Below are 22524 nucleotides of genomic sequence, written 5' to 3'. Positions count from 1 at the left end.
CGTTACGGCCCTGGTCGAAAAGATGTTCAGCTCGTGCTCGGAGCAGCGGGCGCGCTGGCACTACCCGCACTGCCGGCAGGCACGTCGTACGCGGCCCCAACCGCGTCCTGTACGGCGTCACTCCTGGCGGCGCCCGCGGGTGCACCGGCCGGAGCCGGGACGCGGGTCGCGAAGGTGGACGACACCGGCAAGTACGTCGTCGGTCAGGTCGACGTGGGGAACTTCGACTTCCGCCCCGTGCTGTGGGCGAACGGCGTGCCGCAACTGCTCGACGCGCCAGGCGAGGTGTCCGACGTGCTCGACGTGAACAGCAGCGGGACCGTGCTAGGAGCCAGCCTCGACAAGGAAGGTACGACGTGGCTGCCGTGGGTGTACTCGAACGGCACGTACACGATGCTGCAGGTCCCGACGTGGACCGACGGCGTCTCGGCGAACGACATCAACGACGCCGGCGTCGTGGTCGGCGCGACGCACAACGACGAAGGCCGCGAGCTCGGGATCCGGTGGGAGTCCTGGGACGAGCCCGGCGCCTATGTGTACAGCCGCAACGGCAACCGCTCGTATTTGAAGGAGATCCGCGGGCACTGGACCGGCGGCGACGAGATCTACGACAAGCCGCTCAACACCTTCATCGGCCTGCTCTGGAACGACTCGACCGGCGCGCGGTACCCGCTCCCGACCGAGCCGCACTCGATCAACAGCACCGGCGACGCGGCGGTGACGAACGCCGACGGCGCTCACCAGGTCGTCACCGCGACGGGCACGGTCCGCTGGACGTTCCCGCGGTCGACGACCATCCGTACGCTCATGGATCGCCGCACCGACCCGGTCGGCACCGGGCCGGATGCGATCGGCGAGATCACCGACAACGGGACGACCTACGCGGTCGCCTGGGGTGGCTGCTCCGATGTCGTCGGCTAGCTGAGGTCGAAGGACAGCAGGGTGATGCTGTGGGGTGGGAAGTCGTAGCTCGCGTCGGTCAGTTCGACGGTGCCTAGGTCGCGCAGGCTCACGGCGTCCGGCGCGGTCAGGCTGTTGGACGCGAGTACGTCGTCCGCGGTTAGTTGCTTCACCGCAGCCCGTGCCGGCAGGGCGTCTTGGCTCGTGTCCAGGGTCAGGCCGGCGCGGATCGCTGTGTCGCGGTGGCGGTTGATGACGGCGATGCGGATCGAGCTGCCGTCGGCGGTCTGGGTCGCGGAGACGTCCAGATCCGGGACGGTCGCCGGGTAGGTGCGGAACTCGCCGTGGTGGTCGCGCTCGTCGCCCTGCCGTACGGCGGTCAGTTTGCTGGGCGACCGTACGTCGGCGGCGAGCGCGATCGGGCCGAGGTGGTTCTGGTACAGATCCCAGACGTGGTACGTCGCCGCGCGCACGGCGCCGTCGGGACGGGCGACGATCACGCCGTTCGCGTTCAGCAGGTTGACCGTGTTCGCCATCGCGACCGGGACCTCGCGGCCGCCGGCGCGGTGCAGGGCGTGGAAGACACCGGCGTAGAAGAGCGCGTCGGCGAGCGTTCTCGGACTCCACCGGTTCACCCGATGGGCGGGATGCGTCGGTAAGCCGTCGACCTCACGGGCGACCGTCCCGCCGTCGTCCGACGGCTGCGGCTCCGGCCAGGTCGCGGGCTCGACGTGCCGGATGTTCCACTCGTCGAGAGAGAGTGCCAGAGAGCGCTCTCCGGCGTTTCTCGCCGCGATCCCACCGACCAGGTCCGAGTACTCGACGATCTGCTGCTCGAAGTAGAGCGACTGGGCAACGATCGCGTCGTACTCCCCCGCGCCGTCGATCAGCTGCGTCGTCGCGCCGTACAAGTGGAACGACAGGTAGTCGATCTGGTTGCCGACGGCACCTAGTAGGGTCTCGGTCCAGCCGTCGCGGTCATCGGTCTTGCCGACCGCGATGAACTTCAGCGATGGGTCGACAGCCCGCATGAACCGGGCGTGCTCGGCCGCGTCGGCGGCGTACGCGGCGGCGCTGCGGTGGCCCATCTGCCAGTCGCCGTACACCTCGTTGCCGAGTCCCCAGTACTTCACGCCGTACGGCGCCGGATGGCCGTTGCGCGCCCGCCGCCGGGTGTACTCGGTGTCGCCGCCGTGGTTGGTGTACTCGACCCAGCGGACCGCTTCGTCGACGTCGCGGCAGCTGTGCGCCAGGTACGGCTCGGTCCCGACCTCGGCGCACCAGGCGAGGAACTCGTCGGTGCCGAAGCGGTTGCTCTCTTCCGAGCCCCAGGCCAGCTCCAGCCGCCGCGGCCGAGCGTCGCGCGGTCCGACGCCGTCTTCCCAGTGGTACGCCGACGTGAAGTTGCCGCCTGGCCAGCGGACCACGGGGAGACCGAGATCCCGGCAGAGCTCGATCACGTCGGACCGCAAACCGTTCCGCGCACCGTCCCGCGCACCGTCATGTGCACCGTCGCCGCCGTACGCGAGCGGTGAGCCTTCGTCGAAGACGCCGCCCTCGATGTTGCCGAAGAACGCAGACTCCAGGAAGTGCCCGTAGATCATCGGGTCGATGGGGTGTCGCCGGTCCCGGCGGATGTCGATCGTCGCGGCCGGAGTCACAGCGGCAGTACCAGCGGGAGTCACAGCGTCAGTCACGGGCGGGAGGCCTCCTGGTCGAGAGCGCTGAGAGCGGTGTCGTAGGCGTCGAGGTTCAGGAGCAGGATGTTCTCCGCCACTCGGGCTCCGCTGGTGTTGCCGTGAGTACGAGGGCGATGCCGCCGCGGGCAGCGGCGTCGGGGCCGAGCACTGCGCGGGTGACTCGTACCGTGCGGTGGACCTGGCTGTGGGTGAATCGCCGGAACGCGGCACCCAGCGGCTTGAACAGGTGGTCGCCGGTCTCGGCCAGTTCGCCGCCGATCACGACGACTTCCGGGTTGACGGTGTTGCAGGCTGCGGCCAGGACCTCGCCGATGCGTGCACCGGCGTCCGCCAGCAGGTCGCGTGCCTTCTGGTCGCGGGCGTCGAGGATGTTGTCGCATTGCGCTTGCAGGGTTGTCAGCGATACGTACCGCTCGAGGCAGCCGCGGCCGCCGCAGGAACAGGGCGGACCGTCGTGGTCCACGCTGATGTGCCCGAGCTCCCCCGCCGCGCCGCCGGCCCCCGCGAACAGCCGACCACCGAGCACGAGCCCGCCACCGACGCCGTACGAGAGCCGCAAATACAGCGCGCTGTCTACTCCCGAGCCTGCGCCCCACACTGCCTCCGCCAGCGCTGCTAGCCGCGTGTTGTTGTCCACAAACACAGGTACGCCGAACCGCTCGCGCAACGTGTCCCGCACCAACGCGACCCGGTCGGACGAGCGGACGAGCCCCGACGGGTCTGCGTCTGCTGGTACGGGGCCGACTACTCCGACGCCGATGCCGGCGAGTGAGTTCAGGGACATGTCGTGGCGGGTGGTCAGGTCGTCGACCAGGTCGAGTGCGAGCTGCAGGCGGCGCGCCCACGGCGTACGTTCCGCGCAGGCGACCGCGCCCGAGGCGACGAACTCGTGCGCGACGTTCGCAATCGTCACCTGGATCCGGCGCTGCCCGAGATCCATCCCGAGCGCAAGCCCACCGGCCGGATTCAACGTCACCACCGAAACCGGCCGCCCACGCCCCCGGACCGCCGAACCGGTTTCTTCGCCGCGTCGCTCGGTCAGGGTCTGGTTGCTCAGGAGGGTTTGGACGATCGAGGAGAGCGTCGCGCGGGAGAGGTTCGTGTGCTCGGCGAGCTGCGCGCGGGTCAGCGGACCCCGGGTGCGCAGCACGGACAGCACCCGTTCCTCGTGTGTTTCCCGGAGCAACCGCAGCGGCCCGGACGATTCCCTACCCACGGGATCCGACTCTGACCGCCGGACCGTCTTTTTGTCAACACCCTGGATTTAATACACTGATCCGCATGCGGCCGAACGTTCTGCTCCTCTGCACCGACCAGCAGCGGTTCTCCGCGCTCGGTGCCTCCGGCAACGACGAGATCGAGACCCCGAACCTCGACCGGCTGGCCTCCCAGGGCGTGCTGTTCGAGAACTGCTACGTGCAGAACCCGGTCTGCGGCCCGTCCCGCGCCAGCCTGATGACCGGCCGATACGTGCACCAGCACGGCCTGTGGGCGAACGGTGTCGGCCTGCCGGAGCACGAGCGCTTGTTCAGCAAGGACCTCGCCGAGGCCGGGTACGACTGCGGCCTGGTCGGCAAGTTCCACCTCAACGCCTGCTTCGGCGGCCGTTCCGAGAAGCGGCACGACGACGGTTTCCGCGTGTTTCGCTGGGCCCACGACCCGTACCCGGGCTCGTCGGAGAACGAGTACCACCGCTGGCTCCACACCCTTCGTCCCGACCTGGCCGGGGCGGAAGTCGACTACGACACGCTCCCCGCCGAGATCCACTACAGCCACTGGATCGGCGAGCAGACGATCGACTTCCTTACACAGTCCCGCGACCGCGACAAGCCGTTCCTGTTCGTCGCCAACTTCTTCGACCCGCATCACGGCTTCGGCGCCCCGGAGGACTACGTACGCCGCTACCGGGACAAGGCACTGACCCGCCCACTCCCCGACGACCTGGCCGGGAAGCCAGCGATCCAGACCGAGGCGTCCCACGAGTCGTACGCCGGCCACGCGCGCGGCTTCACGTCGTACAGCCCGGGAGAGCTGCAGGAGGTGAAGGCGGCGTACTACGCGATGGTGACGCTCGTCGACGACGAGGTCGGCCGGATCCTGGACGCGCTCGACGCCGAAGGGCTCAGCGACGACACGCTCGTCATCTTCACCAGCGACCACGGCGAGATGCTCGGCGACCATGCGCTGATGCTCAAAGGCCCGATGATGTACGACCAGGCCGTCCGCGTCCCGCTCATCCTGCGCTGGCCCTCGACGATCCCGGCCGGCACTCGCACCACCGAGCTGGTCCAGTGGATCGACCTCGGCGCCACGATCCTCACCGCCGCCGGGCTGCAGCCGCGCGGCGAAGGGCAGGATCTGTTGCCGTTGGCCACCAATCGCGCAGCGGGCCGCGGGTGGGCGCTGAGCGAGTACCGCAACAGCGGCCATCCGTACCCGACCCCGGTCCACCTCACGATGCTCCGGCGCGACCACTGGAAACTCATCGTCCAGCACGCCTCTCCCGCGACCGCCAGGACCGGTGAGCTGTACGACCTCACGGCCGATCCGGACGAGTTGCAGAACCTCTGGGACGACCCGCTGCACCGAGACATCCGCACCGAGCTCCAGGAGTTCCTCCTCGACGTCCTGGTCGCCACCGAGGACCGCAGCCAGGAACGCGTCGCGGACTGGTGAGAAATTCGTTGGCGGGTCCGCCGAGCGGGCGAGTACCGTACCGGCGGACGTGACTTCACGCGAGGAGGTGGGACCCATGAACGCTGTATCTCGACGGGTGCTCCCTCTCTCCGTCACGGCAGGGCGATCGGACTAGGTGTCGCCAGGAGCGCCGCAATCAGGCACTCCTGAAAGGGCACCACCATGACTGATCTGCATTTCCTCAGCACCACCACCACGAACGGCGTCCTGGAACGCGAGTTCACCCTCGGCGATGACATCCACGGCATGCTCTGGTCACCGCCCGCCCAGACCGGCCCGCTCGTGCTTCTTGGGCACGGCGGCGGACGCGACGCCAAGGCGCTCCCGATGGTCGGCCGCGCCCAGCGTCTCGTCGCGGAAGGCTTCCACGCCGTCGCGATCGACGCGCCCGGTCACGGCGAGCGGCCGCGTACGGCGCTCGACGACGAGCAGATCGCCGCGATGCAGGAGGCGATGAGCACCGGCGTACCGGTCGGCCCGATCGTCGTCCCGTACAACCTGCATCTGGCGGAACGCGCCGTACCCGAGTGGCAGGCAACTCTCGACGCGCTCGAGCGGCTGCCCGAGATCGACGGCCCCTTCGGGTACTTCGGGCTCAACATGGGCACCGCGGTCGGCGTACCGCTGACCGCCGGCGATCCCCGGATCGCGGCCGCGGTGTTCGGCATCTTCTGGTACGACGGGACGCTCGCCGAGCACGCCCGCCGGATCAAGGTGCCGGTCGAGTTCCTGCTGCAGTGGGACGATCAGCACATCCCACGCGACTCCGGGCTGGCGTTGTTCGATGCGTTCGCGTCGACGGAGAAGTCCCTGCACGCGAACGCGGGCGCACACAAGGAGGTCCCGCGTTTCGAGGTGGAGAGCATGGTGCGGTTCTTCAACCGCCACCTGCGCTAGGAGGTGGTGAAGCGCTGCTCGACGGTGTCGAGGAAGCCTTCGACCTGGCGGTACGTCTCGGAGCTGTACACGCCGATGCTGCGTTCGGTCCCGAGGGCTTCCCGCATCGCGTCGAGGTAGCGGCGCTGCAGGATCTCCATCTGTTCGCGCGTGTCCGCCTTGGTCTCCCGGAGCTGCTGGCTCCCGGAGACCAGGCGCGGCACGATGCGGTCCTTCAGCGTGCTGACCACGACCGGATCGAGGGGCTCGCCGTCGACGGTCTGCTCCTCGAGCGGGCCGACCGCGTCGATCGCGGCCTCGCCGATCTGCCGCATCAGCGCCTGCACCGAGTCGCGCTTGTCCTCGCTGCTCTCCGGACGGAACCGCATCTTCGCGATCACCGCGGGCAGCGAGATCCCGAACAGCACCAGCGTGATCAGCGCGACGATGAACGCCGCGAGCACGACCGTGTCGCGGTGCGGCGTGCCGGCCGGGATCGTCTGCGCGGCCGCGACTGTCACGACGCCGCGCATCCCGGCCCAGGCGAGCACCAGCATCCCGCGGCCGGTGATCGGTTCCCGCTTCTCGAAGTCCGCGTCCGCCCGGCCGCGCGCGAGGCGTTTGCGCGCCCAGGCAACGCGGTTCTCCTCGCGCCGATCGGACGGCTCCATCGTGTCGAGGTGCTCCTCGAACTGGTCCAGCTGGGCCTGGACCTGCTCATGGCGGTCCTTCCGGCCGAACCGGCTCTGCAGCCAGGGCCCGGCCAGCCCGAGGAAACGCAGGACGACCAGCAGGCCGACCACCAGCAGGACGAGGCCCGTGATCTCGCCGATCGTCGTCTCCGCGCGGGCGTCGTCGACGAGCTCCGGCAGCTGGTACCCCATCGCGAGGAAGACGCCGCTCTCCAGGATGAAGCTGATCGTCGTCCAGGTGGTCGCCTGCGTCTGCCGGTCGCGGGCACTGAACTTCCGGCTGCCGAGCGCTCCGGTCAGCAGGCCGGCGAGCACCACGGCGAGTACGCCGGACGCGTGCACCTCCTCGGCCGGGAAGTAGGCGAGGAACGGTACGGCGAACGAGATCGTCGTGTTGAGCACCGGGTCGTCGAGGCGCTTCCGCAGTGCGACGGTCAGCAGGCCGACGGCTACCCCGATCAGGATCGCGCCCACAACTGCCCAAGCGAAGTCGAGAGCCGTGTGGCCGAGGCTGAAGTGGGTGGTGACGGCGAGCGCGGCGACCGCCGTACGCAGGACCACGAGCGCCGACGCGTCGTTCACGAGGCTCTCGCCTTCGAGCACGGTCATGAGTCGGGGCGGGAGCCCAACCCGGTGCCCGATCGCGGTCGCCGCGACCGCGTCGGTCGGGCTCACGACCGCGCCGAGTGCGGTGGCGAGCGCGAACGAGATGCTCGGGAACAGCGCGTGGACGAGTGCCCCGATCACCAGCGCGGACACGATCACCATCACGATCGACAACCACGAGATCAGCCCGAAGTTCCGCCGTACGTCGAGCACCGGGAGCTGGACCGCCGACGCGTAGAGCAGCGGCGGCAGGATGCCCGCGAGGATGATCTCGGGCTCGATGTGGATGGCCGGCGTACTCGGCAGGTAACTCGCTCCGATGCCCAGGGCAACGAGCAGCAGCGGCGCGGCGACGCCGGTCCGGCGCGCGAACACCGAGGCCGCGATCATGATCGCGAGCCCGGCTCCGGCAATCAGAACGATCTGATGGTCCACGTGACAGCACTCTAGGGCCGGTGGCCGGTGCGCCCGGGTAATGACCAGGGATTCTCACTGGTGTCACGAGGGCGCCGAAGACGCACAGTGGAGGTCAGTGAACGAGTCGAATCCCCTGGAGGAAGTCATGAGCACCGATCTGAAGCTGGAAGCCGTCGTCATCCCGGTCGCGGATGCCGACCGGTCGAAGGAGTTCTACAGCGGCCTCGGGTGGCGGCTGGACGCGGATTTCGCGTTCGACAATGGGTTCCGGGTGGTCCAGTTCACCCCGCCGGGCTCCCCCGCCTCGGTCCAGTTCGGCACCCACATCACCTCCGCCAAGCCGGGCACCGCGCAGGGGCTCTACCTGGTCGTCACGGACGTTGAGGCGGCGCGGTCCGAGCTGCTGGCGCACGGGGCCAAGGTCAGCGAGGTCTTCCACCCGGCGGTTCCCGGCGCGCAGTTCGAGGCCGGCGACACCAGCGGTCGAGTGACCGGGCCGGCTGACGAGCGGTCGAGCTACGGGTCGTTCGCGACGTTCAGTGACCCCGACGGCAACACCTGGTTGCTGCAGGAGGTCACCAAGCGGCTGCCGGGCCGCGTGGACGATGCGACGTATGCCTCCGTCGACGACCTCGAAGCGGCCCTTCGGCGCGCCGCTGCCGCCCACGGCGAGCACGAGGCCCGCACCGGCCAGGCCGACGAGAACTGGCCGACCTGGTACGCCAGCTACATGCTCGCCGAGCGCACCGGCGCCGAACTCCCTCAGTAACTGAATTGTCCATGGGCACGGCTAGCGTGCCGAGCATGAACCGGATCGATCGGCTGTATGCGCTCGCCGAGGAGCTACGCGCGGCGGGGCCTCGGGGGCGTACGGCGCGGCAGCTGGCGGCACGTTTCGAGGTGAGCGTGCGGACCATCGAGCGTGATCTCAGTGCGCTCGGGCAGGCCGGCGTACCGCTGGCGACGAAACAAGGACGCACCGGCGGGTACTCCGTGGATCGGTCGATGAGCCTCCCGCCGCTGAACTTCACCGCGCGGGAGGCGATGGCGGTCGCGGTGGCGTTGAGCCGCAGCGATCACGTGCTGTTCTCACGCGACTCGCGGACCGCGCTGCAGAAGATCGTGGCCGCGATGCCGGAGCGGGACCTCGACGAGGCGCGGACGGCGGCGGCGAAGGTGCGGCTCCTGGTGCAGCCGGTGCCGGACCCGGACGGTGAGATCGCCGAGCAGATCTGGCGTGCGGTGCGCGACAACCAGGTCCTGCGGATCGAGTACACCGACGTCGGCGGTGTCGGGACCGAGCGGGAGGTCGAGCCGCAACACGTCGTCGTCGGTCCGAACGGCTCCTACCTGACCGCCTGGTGCCACCTGCGCCAGGAGGACCGGGTGTTCCGGATGGATCGGATCACCTGCGCCGAGCGCACCGCGACACCACCCTCCCGACCGCTCGCGACCGGCGACCTGAAGGTCGACGGCTACGAAACCAAACTGCCGGATGCCGCGCTGCGTCCCGAAGATCTTTTCCCAACTCCGACATAGGGCTGTCGCGAACCGCTGACACCGTGGGTCTCGTTGCACAGTCCACCTGATGTCCTCGGATGAAAGAGAGAGATCGATGAGTACTCCGGCCCCTGGCACGCTGGCCTGGTTCGAGGTCGCGACCGACGACCCCGAGACCACCCAGAAGTTCTACGGCAGCCTGTTCGACTGGACCTTCGAGTCCGACGGTGCCCTCGCCGCCACCGGCCTCGAGTACCGCAACATCAAGGCCTCCGGCGCCGACCGGCCGATGGGCGGCATCTTCGGCACCAACGGACAACTGCCGAACCACGCGGTGTTCTACATCCTGGTCGCCGACATCGAGGCCACCTGCGCCGACGCCGAACAGCTCGGCGGCACCGTGATCAACAAGCGCCTCGACGCCACCCCGGCCTTCGCCTATCTGCGGGACCCGGCCGGCAACCAGTTCGGGGTCTTCACCCCGCCCGCCGCATGACCCGACCCACGCACCGCACGTCCCCGCCGGCCGACGCCGGCGGGGACGCCGCGCGGGAGCTGTACGACGAGCTCACCGACGACCTGCTCTACGACCCTGCCATCGGCCACGGCACGATCATGGGACATCCGTGCATCCGTCTCGCCGGCCAGTTCGTCGCCTGCCTCGAACGGAACGGCACGGCCCTGATCCTCAAACTCCCCGCCGACCGAGTGACCGCGCTCATCAGCGCGGGCACCGGAACCCCGTTCGCCCCGACCGGCAACCCGATGCGCGAGTGGGTCACGATCCCCATCCCGGACCGCGCCCTCTGGCAGTCGCTCCTCACCGAAGCCGTCACCTTCGCCCGCCAGAACCTCCCCGGCCAGTCAGCGGGCTAGCCCCACGGTTCCGTAGGGTTCGCGGTATGGGTAGCAGTGTCTACGTAGCTTCGGTGGAGGGCACGACCGGGAAGTCGACGGTAGCTCTCGGGGTGCTCCACCAGATGTCCCGACGAGTCGGGCGGGTGGCGGTGTTCCGGCCGATCGTCCGCGCGGACACCGCGACGCACGGCGGACGGGACTACGTTCTCGAGCTGCTGATCTCGCAGGACGCGGTCAAGCAGTCGTACGACGACGGCGTCGGGGTCACGTACGACGAGGTGCACGAGGATCCCGACGCGGCGCTCGACACGATCGTCCAGCGGTACCACGCGGTCGCCGAGCAGGCTGATGCGGTGTTGATCGTCGGCAGCGACTACACCGATGTCGGCACGCCGACCGAGTTCTCGTTCAACGCCAAGATCGCGGCGAACCTCGGCGCGCCGGTGCTGCTCGTGCTGAACGGTTTCGGCCGTACGCCGCACGACGTACGGGCGATCGCCGACATGGCCGCGGCCGAGCTCGCCGCGAATCACGGCTCGTTGTTCGCGGTGATCGCGAACCGCGTGGACGACGGCGCAGGCAAGCTCCTCGTCGCGGCGCTCGACGGCATCGGCGCGCCGGCGTTCGCGATCCCCGAGGAGCCGGTGCTGAACCAGCCGCTCGTCGCCGACCTGATGGCGCCGATCGACGGCCGGCTCCTGAGCGGTGACCCGCAGCTGCTGACCCGCGAGGTCACCGGGCTGATGATCGCCGGGATGACGATGCCGAACGTACTGGACCGACTGTTCGACGGAGCCGCGGTCGTCACCGCCGGCGACCGCCCCGAGGTCGTGCTGGGCGTCCTGATGGCACACGCGTCCCGGACCTTCCCGCAGATCGCCGCCATCGTGCTCAACGGCGGCTTCGAACTCCCGGCCCAGGTGCAGAGGCTGATCGAGGGCCTCGGTGTCACGTTGCCGATCATCGAGACCGATCTCGGTACGCAGGCCACCTCCGCGAAGCTCACCGCCGTTCGCGGCCGACTCACGAAGGACGCGCCGCGCAAGATCGACACGGCGCTGGCGCTCTTCGACCAGCACGTCGACGGTACGGCGCTGCTCGACCAGCTCGCGCTCGCCCGCAGCAGCGCGGTGACGCCGCTCATGTTCGAGCATCAGCTGGTCGACCGGGCCGTCTCCGACCGCAGGCACATCGTGCTGCCGGAGGGCGAGGAGGAGCGGATCCTGCGCGCGGCCGACGTACTGCTGCGGCGGGGCGTCGCCGACCTCACCCTGCTCGGCGACCCGACCACGATCAGCGCGAAGGCCGCGGCACTCGGCGTGGACATGACCGCGGCGCGCGTCGTACATCCGGAGAACAGCGAGCTGGCCGAGCAGTTCGCGGCCGAATACCACCGGCTGCGGCAGCATCGCGGGGTCGACCTCGACCGGGCCCGCGAACTGGTCCGGGACGTGTCGTACTTCGGCACGATGATGGTCCAGCTCGGACTCGCCGACGGGATGGTGTCGGGCGCCGTCCACACCACCGCGCACACCATCCGGCCGGCCCTCGAGGTGGTGAAGACCGTCCCGGACGTCTCGGTCGTCTCGTCGGTGTTCTTCATGTGCCTGCAGAACCAGGTCCTGGTGTACGGCGACTGCGCGGTGAACCCGGACCCGACGGCCGAGCAGCTCGCCGACATCGCGATCTCGTCCGCCGCGACCGCCGTCTCGTTCGGGGTCGAGCCGCGGGTCGCGATGCTGTCGTACTCGACCGGCACGTCCGGCGCCGGCACCGACGTCGAAAAGGTGTCCAAGGCAACGAACATCGTCCGCGAACGCGCACCGCAGCTGCCGGTCGAGGGACCGATCCAGTACGACGCCGCGATCGACGCCGCCGTGGCGCGCACGAAGCTGCCGGACTCCCCCGTCGCCGGACGGGCCACGGTGTTCGTGTTCCCGGACCTGAACACCGGCAACAACACGTACAAGGCAGTGCAGCGCTCGGCGAACGCCGTCGCGGTCGGCCCGGTGCTGCAGGGTCTGCGCAAACCGGTCAACGACCTGTCGCGAGGAGCGACCGTCCGGGACATCATCAACACGGTCGCGATCACCGCGATCCAGGCACAGCAGGGCGGCGCGCGATGAGTGGACACGTGCTGGTGATCAACGCCGGATCGTCATCGCTCAAGTACAGCCTGGTCGACGCCAAGACCGGTGAGGCCGCGGCGACGGGCCTGGTCGAGCGGATCGGCGAGGAGCAGAGCCATCACGTGCACCACGGGCCTACGGGCGACTTCGACGACGACCAGGCGGTGGCCGATCACGAGGCCGCACTGGAGGCCGCCGTACGGGCGTTCGAGACGCATGGTCCCGCACTCGCTGACGTGGACATCGTGGCTGTCGGGCATCGGGTCGTCCACGGCGGCGACCGGTTCGCGGCGCCGGCGCTGGTCGATGACGAGTTGATCGCGGCGGTGACCGACCTGGTTCCGCTGGCCCCGTTGCACAATCCCGCGAACCTGGAGGGCATCGAGGTCGCGCGGCGGCTGTTACCGGACCTGCCGCACGTGGCGGTGTTCGACACCGCGTTCCATCAGACGCTGCCGCCGTACGCCTACACGTACGCGGTGCCGAGCTCCTGGCAGGACGAGTACGGGATCCGGCGGTACGGGTTCCATGGCACGTCGCACTCGTTCGTGTCCGGACAGGCCGCGGGGTTGCTCGGGCGCAAGCTCGAGGACCTGAACCTGATCGTGCTGCACCTCGGCAACGGTTGCTCCGCCACCGCCGTACGGGGTGGCAAGTCGGTGGACACGTCGATGGGGCTGACGCCGTTGGAGGGTCTCGTGATGGGGACCCGGTCGGGCGATCTCGATCCGGCGATCCACGGGCACCTCGCGCGCGTCGCGGGGCGGTCGGCCGAGGAGACTGACCGGGCGCTGAACTCGGAGTCCGGGCTCAAGGGGCTCACCGGCGCGAACGACTTCCGCGAGGTGTCGCGCCGCCGGGCGGCCGGGGACGAGCGGGCACAGCTCGGGTTCGACATCTACTGCTACCGCTTGCGGAAGTACATCGGCGCGTACTACGCCGTACTGGGAAGGGTCGACGCGATCGTCTTCACCGCCGGCGTCGGCCAGCACTCCGCCGAGGTCCGCGCCGCTGCCCTCAGCGACCTGGAGTCACTGGGCATCCATCTCGACCCGGTGCGGAACGCCGACCCGACCGACCAGATCGCCTCCACCGAGGACAGCGCCGTGGCCGTTCTCGTCATCCCCACCAACGAGGAATGGGAGATCGCCCGGCAAGCTTTGGACGTCGTACGCCGTTAGCGCGCCATCGCAGCGTCGATGAGACGGTTGGCCGCCCAGGCGAGGTCGTCCGCGGTCGCGCCGATATCAGCCATCTCCGAGGCCGACTGGAAGCGGACCGCCAACGCCAGCAGGTCGGTACGGGCGAGCTGCTCGCCCAGTTCCCAGCGCGGCGGAGGCGGCGGCGGGGTCGGGATCTTGATGATGATCGTGCCGACCACGATGACAGTGCCAGAGGGCGGGAACACGGTGGTCAGCTCCGGCGGGCTCGCGATCACACCGTTCGTGAAGGCGTCGAGTGCGTCCTTGATGTGTGCGCGTTCGGGTTCGCCCTCTGCGGCGTCCGGGCTCGCGGACCTCCCCCGGGTGACGGCCTGACTTGCCTCCATCGAGCACGCCAAGGACAACAGGGCAAGACGCTCGTCGACCTTCCGCCCGCCCTTGGGGACAAATCCGTTGCCGGCGTCCTCGAAGACAGCAGCGCCGGTCTCGACGAAGCCCAGCTGGTGGGCGACGCCGATCGGGTCGATGATGCTTCCTTCTTCACAAGGGAAGGGGAAGCTCTGCGCCGCGCACAGTTCAGCTGCGGTGAGTTCGATCAGGGCCATCGGAACCTCCAGGTGCAGTCTGGTCCTCTGCAGGTATGGAGCACCGCCCGCGGCCTGTGATACACGAACCCTCCTAGCTGTCCGGTGGCTGGTTGCGGAAGGCTTCGACCGCGGTGGGGAGGGTGTAGAAGACGCGGTCGGGGCCAAGGCGGTCGAGGAAGCCGGCGTTGTCCAGGTCGTCGCGGAGGTCTTGTTTGACTCGGGCGAGAGCCAGGACGATGCCGCGGGACTTCAGGTCCTCGCGCAGTGCGTCGAGGGCGTCGAGCGCGGTGATGTCGATCTCCACGTTCGCCTCGGTGTTCAGCAGGAACCAGCGCACCGGGGTCGTCGCCTCGTCGGCCGCCGCCAGCGCGCGGCGGTGGAAGTCCTCGGCGTTCGCGAAGAACAACGGCGAGTCGTACCGGTACACGACCAGACCCGGCACGGGCCGTGCATCCGGGTAGTCGTCGACGTCGTGCATCCCCGCGATCCCGGGCACGTAGCCCAGGATCCCGTCGTGCGGCCGGGCGACGCGCCGCAGTACGTCGAGGACGGACAGCGCAACCGCGACCAGTACGCCGTACAGGACGTCGAGCGCGACCACGCCGACGGTCGTTGCCACCGCCAGCAGGAACTCACTGCGACGGAACGTCGCGATGCGACGGAACTCCCCCAGTTCGATCAGGCGCAGCGCGGCGTACACGACCAAGGCGCCGAGCGCGGGGATCGGGAACGTCTCGAGCAGCGGGCCGGCGAAGAGCAGCGTCGCTACGATCGCCAGCGCGGCCACCAGCGAGTAGACCTGGCTCTTCGCGTTGGAGGCGTCCGCGAGGGCAGTACGGCTGCCGCTGCTGCTGATCGGGAAGCCGCGTACGAGGCCGGCAGAGACGTTGGCCAGCCCGAGTACGAGCAGCTCGCGGCCTGGGTCGATGCGCTCGCCTGAACCGCGACTCGCGAACGCGCGGGCGGTGAGCACCACGTCGGTGTAGCCGACCAGAGCGACGCCCACCGCGGGTAGCACGAGCAGGCCAAGGTCATGCACGGACAGCTCGGGTAGGTGCGGCACGGGCAGACCGCTCGGAATCGAACCGACCAGTGCCACTCCCTTGTCACCCAAATCAGCCGCCCAAGTCACTAGCGCTGCTAGCGCCACCACGACGAGCGGGCCAGGTATGCGCGGCGTCCAGCGAGCCAAGGCGAGCAGCAACGCCAGAGCCGCCACCGACAACAGCACCGGAGCGAGCTTCCAGTCACCGATCAGCCGGACCGCGGACACCACCTCCGCCGGGGGCGAGTCACCTTTGACGGGAGCACCAGTGAGCCGGCCCAGCTGGCCGGTCATCATGATCACCGCGATACCGGTCAGGTAGCCGATCAGGACCGGTCTGGACAGCAGATCCGCCAAGAACCCGAGCCGCGCCGCCCACCCGACCAGACAGATCGCTCCCACTAGCAGTGCTAGCACGGCGGCCAACCCGGCGTACCGCACCGGATCACCAGCCGCGAGCGGTCCGATCGCGGTGGCCGTGAGCAGCGCCGTCGTCGACTCCGGGCCGAGCGACAGCAGCCGTGACGACCCAAGGAAGAAGTAGAGCACCAACGGACCGAGCGCGACCCACAACCCGGTCACCGCCGGCAGGCCGGCGAGCTGCGCATACGCCATCACCTGCGGCACGAAGTACGCCGCGACAGTGAGCCCAGCGAGTACGTCGGCCCGCAACCAGCCCCGCTGATACTGCCGCAGCGTCTCGACTCCGGGAATCGTCAAACTCCACCCCCTCTCGGCAAACAGTGTCCTTCCTCCTCGGGACTTTCGGCCCTACTTCCACGCTCGAAGTCGCCGGACTGTTGATCCGTGGACACATTCGGGACAGTGCATCAGTTCGACAGATCCCGCCTGGAGATCATCGGGCCGGCGGACTGTCTGCGGCTGCTCGCGTCGGTTCCGCTCGGCAGGCTGGTCTACACGGATGCCGGATTGCCGGCGGTCCGCCTGGTCAACTTCGTCGTCGACGAGGACACGATCGTGTTCAGCACCGGCCAGGGCGACAAGTTCCGGGCCGCCGAGCGGGGTGATGTGGTCGCGTTCGAGGCCGACGAGGTCGATGGGGAGCGGCACATCGGGTGGACGGTGACGGCGATCGGGCACCTGTCCGTGGTCACGGACGACGAGGCCGCCGCGTTGCGCCGTACGTTGGCCCTGCATTCCTGGATGCCGATGGAGGAGCCGCAGCTCGTCCGGCTCGGCATCGAGTCCCTCCATGGCCGCCGCCTGGTCCCGTGGGGCCGGCGTCCGCGCTTCCGGTAGCTCACCACGGCTCGTGCCGTGGGCGGATGACGGCCGAACGGCCCACCAGGTCGGGACTCTTGCCCGCTGCGCCACCCACGCTTCTCCGGCGAAGCTGAAGCTGGAGGTGGACCTCATGACCGATCAGCTGCCGAAAGAGCACATCGACGTACTGCTCGCGGCCGCCGTGGCCGCGCCGAGCATGCACAACACCCAGCCGTGGCGGTTCGAGATCGACGGGCACGTGATCGACGTCTACCTGGACGGATCCCGCACGCTTCCCGCCGAGGACCCGACCGGCCGCGCGATGCGGATCGCCGCCGGTGCCGCCACCTTCAACCTCCGCTGCGCGGCCGAGACGCTCGGGTACGGCACCTGGTTCGGGCTGGCGCCGTACCCGAGTGAAGAACCCGATCTGCTCGCCCGCATCGTGATCGAGCCGACCGCCGCCCGGAACGACGAGCTGTGCGATCTCGCCGCTCAGATCCCCTATCGCCACACCGACCGGAACCCGTCGGATGCCACCGCGGTAGCCGAGGGCACGCGCGTCTCGCTGATGCAGGCCGCGTATCCCGAGGGCGCGCAGCTGACCTGGCTCGCCGACGACGATGTCCGGACGGTCCTCGATCTGGTGCTCGACACCGACCTGCGCGAGATCGGCGACTGGCACCGCCGCGCCGAACGCGCGCACTGGGTCGGCGGCGAACGAACCGACGACGGCATTCCCAGCTCGGCGCTCGGCCCGCGCTCCGCCACCTATCCGGCGGCTGTCCGCGACATGGCGACCCGGCCGACCGACCGCGTACGGGCAGAGCAGTCGTTCGAACAGCACCCGGACCTCGCCGTACTCTCGACCGACTTCGACGAGCCCTCCGACCAGGTAGCGGCAGGCGCAGCGCTCCAACGCGTGCTGCTCACCGCGACCCGGGCAGGTGTCAGCGCCTCGTTCCTCAACCAGCCGCTCGAGTTCGACGACCTGCGCGCCAAGGTCCAGCGCCTCACGGGACGGCCCGGCCACGCCCACATGATCATCCGCTTCGGCCACCATCGACCAGGCTCCGCGACAGCGCGCCGGCCGCTCGCCGACTTCCTGAAGGAGCAGTCATGACCACGATGCGCCAGGAGATCGACCGCTGGGAGGCCGACCTCGGCAACCTCGCCGCGACCAGCGCGTCCGACAGCTGGTTCCTCGAAGAGCGCCGGCTGGCCGAGGCCCAGCACACCCTCGTCGCCTTCCGCGGCCACATCCTGCCGCTGCTGACCGCTCAGCCGCCGTACGACGCCGTGGTGACCGAGATCGAACACCTGCTCGACGGCCTCGAGGACGACCGCGACGAGCTGTTCCGGACCGTCCACTCCAGCGCGTCGCATCAGCGGATCGCGGAGACGGTGGCCGCCCTGCGCGCTCTCGGCCGGGTCGCCCTCGGTATCCAAGTGTCGGCTGCCGACGTACATTGAGTGATGGTGATGCACCGATGCCCCAGGTGAGATTTCACAGCGACGAACTGACCGCCGTCCGGCGGGGTCACCTTGTCCCTGAACAGTTGGAGGACTGGGTTCCGTCGGCGTGTGCGGTCGTGGCCGAGCATCTGCGGCACCACGGCATCGCTCCGACCGGCTATCCGTTCGCCCGCTGGCACCCGCTGCCCGGCGGCGTGATCGAGGCCGAGGCCGGCTTCCCGGTCCGCGCGCCGATCGCCAACACCGGGGAGATCGAAGCTTCCTCCCTGCCTGCCGGACCGGTGCTCGCCGTCTGGCACACCGACCCGGACGAGAAACTCCCGCTCAGCTACCACGCCGTCCAGGACTGGCTGGAGACCGAGGAAGCGGTCGCGACCGGGGACAGCTGGGAGATCTACCACGACCTCCCCACCTGCTACCGCGTCGGAACCCGCATCGAGATCGTTCAGCCGATCCTCTTCCCCACCGCCTCACCACACCGCAACTGAGGCGGGCTCAGCGGTTGATGGTTTGGGCGGCTTCCGCCAGTTCGGCGAGTCGATGGGCACGGGCGGACTCGGCCGGGGTGAACGGTTCTCCCGGACGGCTGAACGCGAACAGGCCGGTCCACGGCGACGGCACCTTCAGTACGGTCCCGTCGTCGGGAAGCTGACCCGCCAGCGTCGCCCGATTCGTGACCAGCTGGGCACCGAGCAGCTCGGCGACCGCGTGCGGCAGCTCGCCCGGATCCGCCACCACGCGGGCCGACAGACTCAACGCCTTCGTCTGGCCGTCCACCAACGCCAACGCGGTCGTCGGCCACACGTGCGTCTCCCGCCCGCCGCCCGACTCGATCGCAAGCTCCAGGTCAGCGGCCGTGACGTCATCCGGCGTCGAGACCACCAGTTCGTCCCGCACTCCGTCGTCGACCGGATGAACGTGCAGCCCCAGGATGTTCGCGTCCAGGACGGAGAGCTGCCGGGCAACGCTCTCCAGCGTTCCCGCCCGATCGTCGAGCGTCACGCGAATCCGCCACAGCGTGCCGATCCCGTGCCGCGGCCGAGTCGTCGGAGCATGCAGCCAGGACCGCAGCAGCCGCATCGTCGACGGCTCGACCACCCAGATGACGAGTGCCGTCGTCACGCTCGCCAGAACGCCGACCGAGACCAGGTACGGCGGATGCGCGGCGAGCACCACCGCGTGCAAGGCCAGCTCCACCGGAGCGATCGCCACCAGCTTCGCCAGCGTCAGCCGGAGTCGCCGCGGGTGCGGCAAACGTCCGCACACGTCGCAGGCGGTCCCACCCGTGAGCGTCGTACGCAACGAGTCCATACGTCACAGCGTCCCCGGCGCAGATTGCCCACCTGTTGCGCCGGTGTGAAGTTCGCGAGGGTCCGATCAGGCCTGCGCAACGCTCCGCACGGCGTCGGTGACGCAGGCGAGGGCGAGCAGCCTGACGATGTCGACGTGCATGTCGACCTGACCGGTCGCCGCGGCGACGAACCCGTCCCCGTCGAACTGGGTGTGCGGCGGCGTGATGGACCGGGCGAGGCCGTCATGGGCGCCCTGGGCAACGATCCGGCAGCCGACCTTGTCGAGGCGGGCGTTCGTGACGACGACGCCGATCGTCGTGTGCGCGCGTCCCTCGCCGAACGCGAACGGCTCCGCGAGGATCCGGACCGCGTCGAACGACACGTCCGCGCTGCCGTCGTCGATGTCGCCGAAGGCATTCACCACGGCAAGGCAGGCAACCACGAGCTCGCCGAGCCGATGTTCGGCGTACCCGAGCCCGCCGGGCCGTCGACCGTCCGGCCCGCGCCAATGAGCGACGTACGCCCCGGTCCCTGCTCCCACCTGGCCGTGCAGAACCTGTTCCGCTGTGCACGCCTGCGCTGCCGCGTACCCGGCGGCGGAGTCGGGTGCCGCGGCGGGATCGCCCGCGGTGAGGTCGAAGAGCGCCAGCGTCGGCACGATCGGCACCGCACCCGCGGGGGTCTGCACGCCGCGCCCCTGCTCACGGTAGAACCGCATGACGCCATCGGCCGCCGCGAGGCCGAAGGCCGATCCCCCGGTCAGTACGACGCCGTCGATCGCGTTCACGGCCTTCCCCGGCTCCAGCAGCTCCAGCTCCCGGGAGGCGGGCGCACCGCCACGTGCTTCGTACGACGCGACGGTGCCGGCCGGCAGATCCACGAGCGTGCAGCCGGTCCGCCCCTCGAAGTCACTCCAATGCCCCACCCGGACTCCTGGCACCCCGAACGTTGTCATGCCGACCAAGATAGGCGTGCTCAGGCTCGGTCGGCGGAGAGTTCCTCGGCGATGCGGTTGCCGATGACGAGGCAGGCGGTGGCGGCGGGTGACGGCGCGTTCAGTACGTGCAGGGCGCGGCCGTCGCGGAGGAACAGGAAGTCGTCGACCAGCTTGCCGTCGCGGGTCACCGCCTGGGCGCGGACGCCGGCGCCGGAGCGTCGTACGTCGGAAACCTGCAGCTCCGGCAGCATCCGCCGGGCCTCACGGACCAGCGCACGGCCGGTGAGTGAGCGGGCGATCTCCTTCGCGCCGGTGCGGGCGTACCGGCGGGCGAGCTTCCAAGTGCCGCGGTACGTCGCCGACTCCCATACGTCCCGTACGACGATCTGGGACCACCGGTACCCTTCGCGGGCCAGCGCGGGGACGGCGTTCGGGCCGAGATGGACGCTGCCGTCGATGCCGCGGGTCAGGTGGACACCGAGGAACGGCAGGTCGGGGTCGGGCACCGGATACACGAGCCCTTTCACCAGGTACTCCCGCTCGGGGACGAGCTCGCTGAACTCGCCGCGGAACGGGAGGATGCGGACACCGGGCTCGAGACCGGACGCCCGCGCGAGCCGGTCGCTGTGCAGGCCCGCGCACACGGCCACCCGGTCTGCCTCGATCACGTCGTCGGTTGTCCGCACGCGCACGAGGGAGCCCGCGTTCTCGACCGCCGTCACGGACACACCGGTCCTGATCTCGCCGCCTGCCGCCCGAACGTCGTCGGCGAGCGCAGCGGCCACCAGTTTGAAGTCGACGCGTCCGGTCGAGTCGACGGCGAGCGCACCCTTCACCCGCAGGTGCGGTTCCCGCTCCGCGACCTCTTCCAGGGTGAGCCGACGTACCGGGACGCCGTTCTCGCGACCGATCCCGAACAGGCGATCGAGCTGTGGAAGTTCGGCCTCGGTCGTCGCGACGACCAGCTTGCCCGGTACGTCGAGCGGGATCCCCTTCTCCTCGCAGTACTCGCGCAGCGCCGTACCGCCCGCCACCGCGAACCGCGCCTTCAGCGAGCCCGGGCGGTAGTACAGGCCCGAGTGCACCACGCCCGAGTTGTGCCCGGTCTGGTGTGCGCCGACGGCCGGCTCCTTCTCCAGTACGACGACCGGCGTACCGGGATCGAGCCGCTGCAGGCTTCGCGCCACAGCCAGCCCCACGATCCCGCCACCGACCACCACCGCAGATCTCGTCACCTGTGAAAAGAGGGTGGACCTACGGTCAGAAATACAGCCACTTGCGCAACTCCGTCCCCTCATGATGGTTAGGCGGTGTGAGCGATCTGCTCCTGGATCCTGAATTCGAGGCCGTCGGCGACCGCCAGGTAGACGTCCTGGTCGACGAGATTGCCGTCGAGCCGCAGCAGTCCGCGGGGGCTGTCGTAGAAGTGGCCGCTCGGGAGGGCGGCCGACATCGCGATCGAGCCGCTGATCTCACCGAGGCGGGCGAGGAAGCGGATCGCCTCGTAGCAGGATTCACCGACCGCGTTGAGCGCGGGTGCGAAGGCCCCGAAGCGGGCGTAGTACTGCTGGGCGAACTCGCTGCTCTCGACGGTCGTGAGCTTGTCGAAGTACGCCGCGGCCGCGTAGACACCGTGGTTCGCGCCCGATCCGGCGCCGAGCAGCGTGTTCTCCTCGATCGCCGGGCTGAGACGCAGAAGCCTCTCGCTCAGTCCGCCGGCCGCGAACTGCCGGTTGAAATGCACCGCGTCCTGGCCCATCAGGAGCATGATCACCCCGTCGGCATCGGTCGCCCGGAGCCCGTCGATCACGTCCCGGAAGTCCGCCGTACCGAGTGGGACGTACGCCGAGTGCACGATCTCGGATCCCGTTCCCTGCAAGGCTTCCTGCGCCACCGAGCCGGTCACCCGCGGATAGACGTAGTCGTTGCCGACGACAACCCAACGCCGGGCGCCGAGGTGCTCGCGCAACCAGTGCGCCGCCGGCAGCAGCTGGTTGACCGGGCGCTCGCCGAGCATGAACACACCAGGCGTGTCGTCGCCGCCCTCGTGCATGGCGGCGAACGCGTACACGACCCGTCCGCCGATGCGTCGGGTCAACGCGACCCGGACCGCGGAGATGTGCCAGCCGGCCACCGCCTCGACGCGACCTATGTCGACGAGCCGGCCCACCTCCTCGGCGACGACCTCCGGCGGGCGGCCGGCGTCCACCTGGACGAGCTCGACCTGACGGCCGGCGATCCCGTTCCGTGCGTTCAGCTGCTCGACCGCGAGCTGGCCGCAGGACAGACAGGAGGGTCCGTAGATCCCGGTCGGGCCCTGCAGCGGCACGACGAAGGCGATCGGCAGTACGTCGGAGTGCCGCACCGTCACCTCCTCCCGCCGTACATCCGGTCCAGTGTTCTCCCGCCGTACATTCGCTCAAGT

At 69.5% G+C, this 22524-nt stretch carries 22 protein-coding genes; 13 read left to right on the top strand and 9 right to left on the bottom strand.

Annotated elements, in window-relative coordinates; genetic code table 11:
* Window positions 1–33: 33 nt before the first annotated feature.
* The gene (locus E0H45_RS14810) at window positions 34–921 is read left to right on the top strand and encodes a hypothetical protein (protein ID WP_131337923.1); all 888 of its coding nucleotides are present in this window, start codon (window positions 34–36) and stop codon (window positions 919–921) included.
* Here E0H45_RS14810 and E0H45_RS14805 read toward each other — a convergent pair.
* Together E0H45_RS14805 and E0H45_RS14800 are read right to left on the bottom strand one after the other, a co-directional pair.
* Window positions 918–2597, bottom strand: a complete 1680-nt coding sequence (locus E0H45_RS14805) for an alpha-L-arabinofuranosidase C-terminal domain-containing protein (protein WP_238155009.1) — start codon at window positions 2595–2597, stop codon at window positions 918–920. The two genes, E0H45_RS14810 and E0H45_RS14805, sit on opposite strands and share 4 nt — an antisense overlap.
* 55 nt (window positions 2598–2652) lie before the next feature.
* Entirely contained in the window at window positions 2653–3816 is a 1164-nt protein-coding gene (locus E0H45_RS14800) for an ROK family protein (protein WP_131337922.1), read from the bottom strand.
* Window positions 3817–3881: 65 nt separating this feature from the next.
* Here E0H45_RS14800 and E0H45_RS14795 point away from each other — a divergent pair, with 65 nt between their 5' ends.
* Together E0H45_RS14795 and E0H45_RS14790 are read left to right on the top strand one after the other, a co-directional pair.
* Window positions 3882–5276 carry a sulfatase family protein gene (locus E0H45_RS14795; RefSeq protein ID WP_131337921.1) on the top strand — a complete coding sequence of 465 codons (1395 nt, stop codon included), beginning with the start codon at window positions 3882–3884 and terminating at the stop codon, window positions 5274–5276.
* A gap of 183 nt (window positions 5277–5459) precedes the next feature.
* Window positions 5460–6194 carry a dienelactone hydrolase family protein gene (locus E0H45_RS14790; protein ID WP_131337920.1) on the top strand — a complete coding sequence of 245 codons (735 nt, stop codon included), beginning with the start codon at window positions 5460–5462 and terminating at the stop codon, window positions 6192–6194.
* On the opposite strand, the gene E0H45_RS14785 is transcribed toward E0H45_RS14790, so the two are convergent.
* A complete protein-coding gene (locus E0H45_RS14785) occupies window positions 6191–7906 on the bottom strand; it encodes a cation:proton antiporter (RefSeq protein WP_131337919.1) in 1716 nt (571 codons plus the stop codon). The two genes, E0H45_RS14790 and E0H45_RS14785, sit on opposite strands and share 4 nt — an antisense overlap.
* Before the next feature lie 127 nt (window positions 7907–8033).
* Between E0H45_RS14785 and E0H45_RS14780 the strand changes: the two genes are divergently transcribed.
* The 6 genes from E0H45_RS14780 to E0H45_RS14755 all read left to right on the top strand — a co-directional run bounded on the left by E0H45_RS14780 (window position 8034) and on the right by E0H45_RS14755 (window position 13556).
* A complete protein-coding gene (locus E0H45_RS14780; RefSeq protein WP_131337918.1) occupies window positions 8034–8657 on the top strand; it encodes a VOC family protein in 624 nt (207 codons plus the stop codon).
* A gap of 35 nt (window positions 8658–8692) precedes the next feature.
* Complete coding sequence (locus tag E0H45_RS14775) at window positions 8693–9427, top strand: helix-turn-helix transcriptional regulator (RefSeq protein ID WP_165546476.1); 735 nt, start codon at window positions 8693–8695, stop codon at window positions 9425–9427.
* 76 nt (window positions 9428–9503) lie between these two features.
* Window positions 9504–9884 carry a VOC family protein gene (locus tag E0H45_RS14770; protein ID WP_131337916.1) on the top strand — a complete coding sequence of 127 codons (381 nt, stop codon included), beginning with the start codon at window positions 9504–9506 and terminating at the stop codon, window positions 9882–9884.
* Entirely contained in the window at window positions 9881–10264 is a 384-nt protein-coding gene (locus tag E0H45_RS14765) for a hypothetical protein (protein WP_131337915.1), read from the top strand. The genes E0H45_RS14770 and E0H45_RS14765 overlap by 4 nt, the downstream gene beginning before the upstream one ends.
* A 26-nt stretch (window positions 10265–10290) precedes the next feature.
* The gene (pta, locus tag E0H45_RS14760; RefSeq protein WP_131337914.1) at window positions 10291–12372 is read left to right on the top strand and encodes a phosphate acetyltransferase; all 2082 of its coding nucleotides are present in this window, start codon (window positions 10291–10293) and stop codon (window positions 12370–12372) included.
* A complete protein-coding gene (locus E0H45_RS14755; RefSeq protein WP_131337913.1) occupies window positions 12369–13556 on the top strand; it encodes an acetate/propionate family kinase in 1188 nt (395 codons plus the stop codon). Before pta ends, E0H45_RS14755 begins: the two co-directional genes overlap by 4 nt.
* Here E0H45_RS14755 and E0H45_RS14750 read toward each other — a convergent pair.
* Both E0H45_RS14750 and E0H45_RS14745 read right to left on the bottom strand, forming a co-directional pair.
* Window positions 13553–14143, bottom strand: coding sequence for a hypothetical protein (locus E0H45_RS14750; RefSeq protein WP_131337912.1), 591 nt, complete (start codon window positions 14141–14143; stop codon window positions 13553–13555). The genes E0H45_RS14755 and E0H45_RS14750 overlap by 4 nt on opposite strands.
* A gap of 73 nt (window positions 14144–14216) precedes the next feature.
* Window positions 14217–15890 (bottom strand): SulP family inorganic anion transporter, encoded by a 1674-nt coding sequence (locus E0H45_RS14745; RefSeq protein WP_202872345.1) that lies wholly within the window; start codon window positions 15888–15890, stop codon window positions 14217–14219.
* 105 nt (window positions 15891–15995) lie between these two features.
* Here E0H45_RS14745 and E0H45_RS14740 point away from each other — a divergent pair, with 105 nt between their 5' ends.
* The 4 genes from E0H45_RS14740 to E0H45_RS14725 all read left to right on the top strand — a co-directional run bounded on the left by E0H45_RS14740 (window position 15996) and on the right by E0H45_RS14725 (window position 18358).
* Window positions 15996–16430 carry a pyridoxamine 5'-phosphate oxidase family protein gene (locus tag E0H45_RS14740; protein WP_165546475.1) on the top strand — a complete coding sequence of 145 codons (435 nt, stop codon included), beginning with the start codon at window positions 15996–15998 and terminating at the stop codon, window positions 16428–16430.
* Window positions 16431–16545: 115 nt separating this feature from the next.
* Complete coding sequence (locus E0H45_RS14735) at window positions 16546–17517, top strand: Acg family FMN-binding oxidoreductase (RefSeq protein WP_165546474.1); 972 nt, start codon at window positions 16546–16548, stop codon at window positions 17515–17517.
* Window positions 17514–17867 carry a hypothetical protein gene (locus E0H45_RS14730; RefSeq protein ID WP_131337908.1) on the top strand — a complete coding sequence of 118 codons (354 nt, stop codon included), beginning with the start codon at window positions 17514–17516 and terminating at the stop codon, window positions 17865–17867. Before E0H45_RS14735 ends, E0H45_RS14730 begins: the two co-directional genes overlap by 4 nt.
* Before the next feature lie 26 nt (window positions 17868–17893).
* Window positions 17894–18358 carry a GyrI-like domain-containing protein gene (locus E0H45_RS14725; protein ID WP_165546473.1) on the top strand — a complete coding sequence of 155 codons (465 nt, stop codon included), beginning with the start codon at window positions 17894–17896 and terminating at the stop codon, window positions 18356–18358.
* A gap of 7 nt (window positions 18359–18365) precedes the next feature.
* Here the strand turns inward: E0H45_RS14725 and E0H45_RS14720 are convergent, their stop codons facing one another.
* From E0H45_RS14720 to E0H45_RS14705, 4 genes are all read right to left on the bottom strand, one after another.
* A complete protein-coding gene (locus E0H45_RS14720) occupies window positions 18366–19181 on the bottom strand; it encodes an ACT domain-containing protein (protein ID WP_165546472.1) in 816 nt (271 codons plus the stop codon).
* Between the two features lie 66 nt (window positions 19182–19247).
* Window positions 19248–20117: a P1 family peptidase gene (locus E0H45_RS14715; protein WP_131337906.1), complete on the bottom strand. Its 870-nt coding sequence runs from the start codon at window positions 20115–20117 to the stop codon at window positions 19248–19250.
* 20 nt (window positions 20118–20137) lie between these two features.
* Entirely contained in the window at window positions 20138–21334 is a 1197-nt protein-coding gene (gene lhgO, locus E0H45_RS14710; RefSeq protein WP_238155008.1) for an L-2-hydroxyglutarate oxidase, read from the bottom strand.
* Window positions 21335–21402: 68 nt separating this feature from the next.
* Window positions 21403–22464: a substrate-binding domain-containing protein gene (locus E0H45_RS14705; RefSeq protein ID WP_131337904.1), complete on the bottom strand. Its 1062-nt coding sequence runs from the start codon at window positions 22462–22464 to the stop codon at window positions 21403–21405.
* Window positions 22465–22524: the final 60 nt, after the last annotated feature.

Source organism: Kribbella soli, from assembly GCF_004331345.1.
In the GTDB taxonomy this organism is placed as follows: domain Bacteria; phylum Actinomycetota; class Actinomycetes; order Propionibacteriales; family Kribbellaceae; genus Kribbella; species Kribbella soli.
The sequence above is the reverse complement of the archived record's forward strand: the minus strand, read 5'-3'. Positions and strand labels throughout refer to the sequence as shown.

What these genes read in the sequence shown, in the direction of transcription:
- E0H45_RS14755 (WP_131337913.1), top strand. Translation starts at nt 12,369, where the DNA reads ATGAGTGGACACGTGCTGGTGATCAACGCCGGATCGTCATCGCTCAAG.
- E0H45_RS14735 (WP_165546474.1), top strand. Translation starts at nt 16,546, where the DNA reads ATGACCGATCAGCTGCCGAAAGAGCACATCGACGTACTGCTCGCGGCC.
- E0H45_RS14715 (WP_131337906.1), bottom strand. Translation starts at nt 20,117, where the DNA reads ATGACAACGTTCGGGGTGCCAGGAGTCCGGGTGGGGCATTGGAGTGAC.
- E0H45_RS14790 (WP_131337920.1), top strand. Translation starts at nt 5,460, where the DNA reads ATGACTGATCTGCATTTCCTCAGCACCACCACCACGAACGGCGTCCTG.
- E0H45_RS14730 (WP_131337908.1), top strand. Translation starts at nt 17,514, where the DNA reads ATGACCACGATGCGCCAGGAGATCGACCGCTGGGAGGCCGACCTCGGC.
- pta (WP_131337914.1), top strand. Translation starts at nt 10,291, where the DNA reads ATGGGTAGCAGTGTCTACGTAGCTTCGGTGGAGGGCACGACCGGGAAG.
- E0H45_RS14780 (WP_131337918.1), top strand. Translation starts at nt 8,034, where the DNA reads ATGAGCACCGATCTGAAGCTGGAAGCCGTCGTCATCCCGGTCGCGGAT.
- E0H45_RS14765 (WP_131337915.1), top strand. Translation starts at nt 9,881, where the DNA reads ATGACCCGACCCACGCACCGCACGTCCCCGCCGGCCGACGCCGGCGGG.
- E0H45_RS14770 (WP_131337916.1), top strand. Translation starts at nt 9,504, where the DNA reads ATGAGTACTCCGGCCCCTGGCACGCTGGCCTGGTTCGAGGTCGCGACC.
- E0H45_RS14720 (WP_165546472.1), bottom strand. Translation starts at nt 19,181, where the DNA reads ATGGACTCGTTGCGTACGACGCTCACGGGTGGGACCGCCTGCGACGTG.
- E0H45_RS14750 (WP_131337912.1), bottom strand. Translation starts at nt 14,143, where the DNA reads ATGGCCCTGATCGAACTCACCGCAGCTGAACTGTGCGCGGCGCAGAGC.
- E0H45_RS14795 (WP_131337921.1), top strand. Translation starts at nt 3,882, where the DNA reads ATGCGGCCGAACGTTCTGCTCCTCTGCACCGACCAGCAGCGGTTCTCC.
- E0H45_RS14775 (WP_165546476.1), top strand. Translation starts at nt 8,693, where the DNA reads ATGAACCGGATCGATCGGCTGTATGCGCTCGCCGAGGAGCTACGCGCG.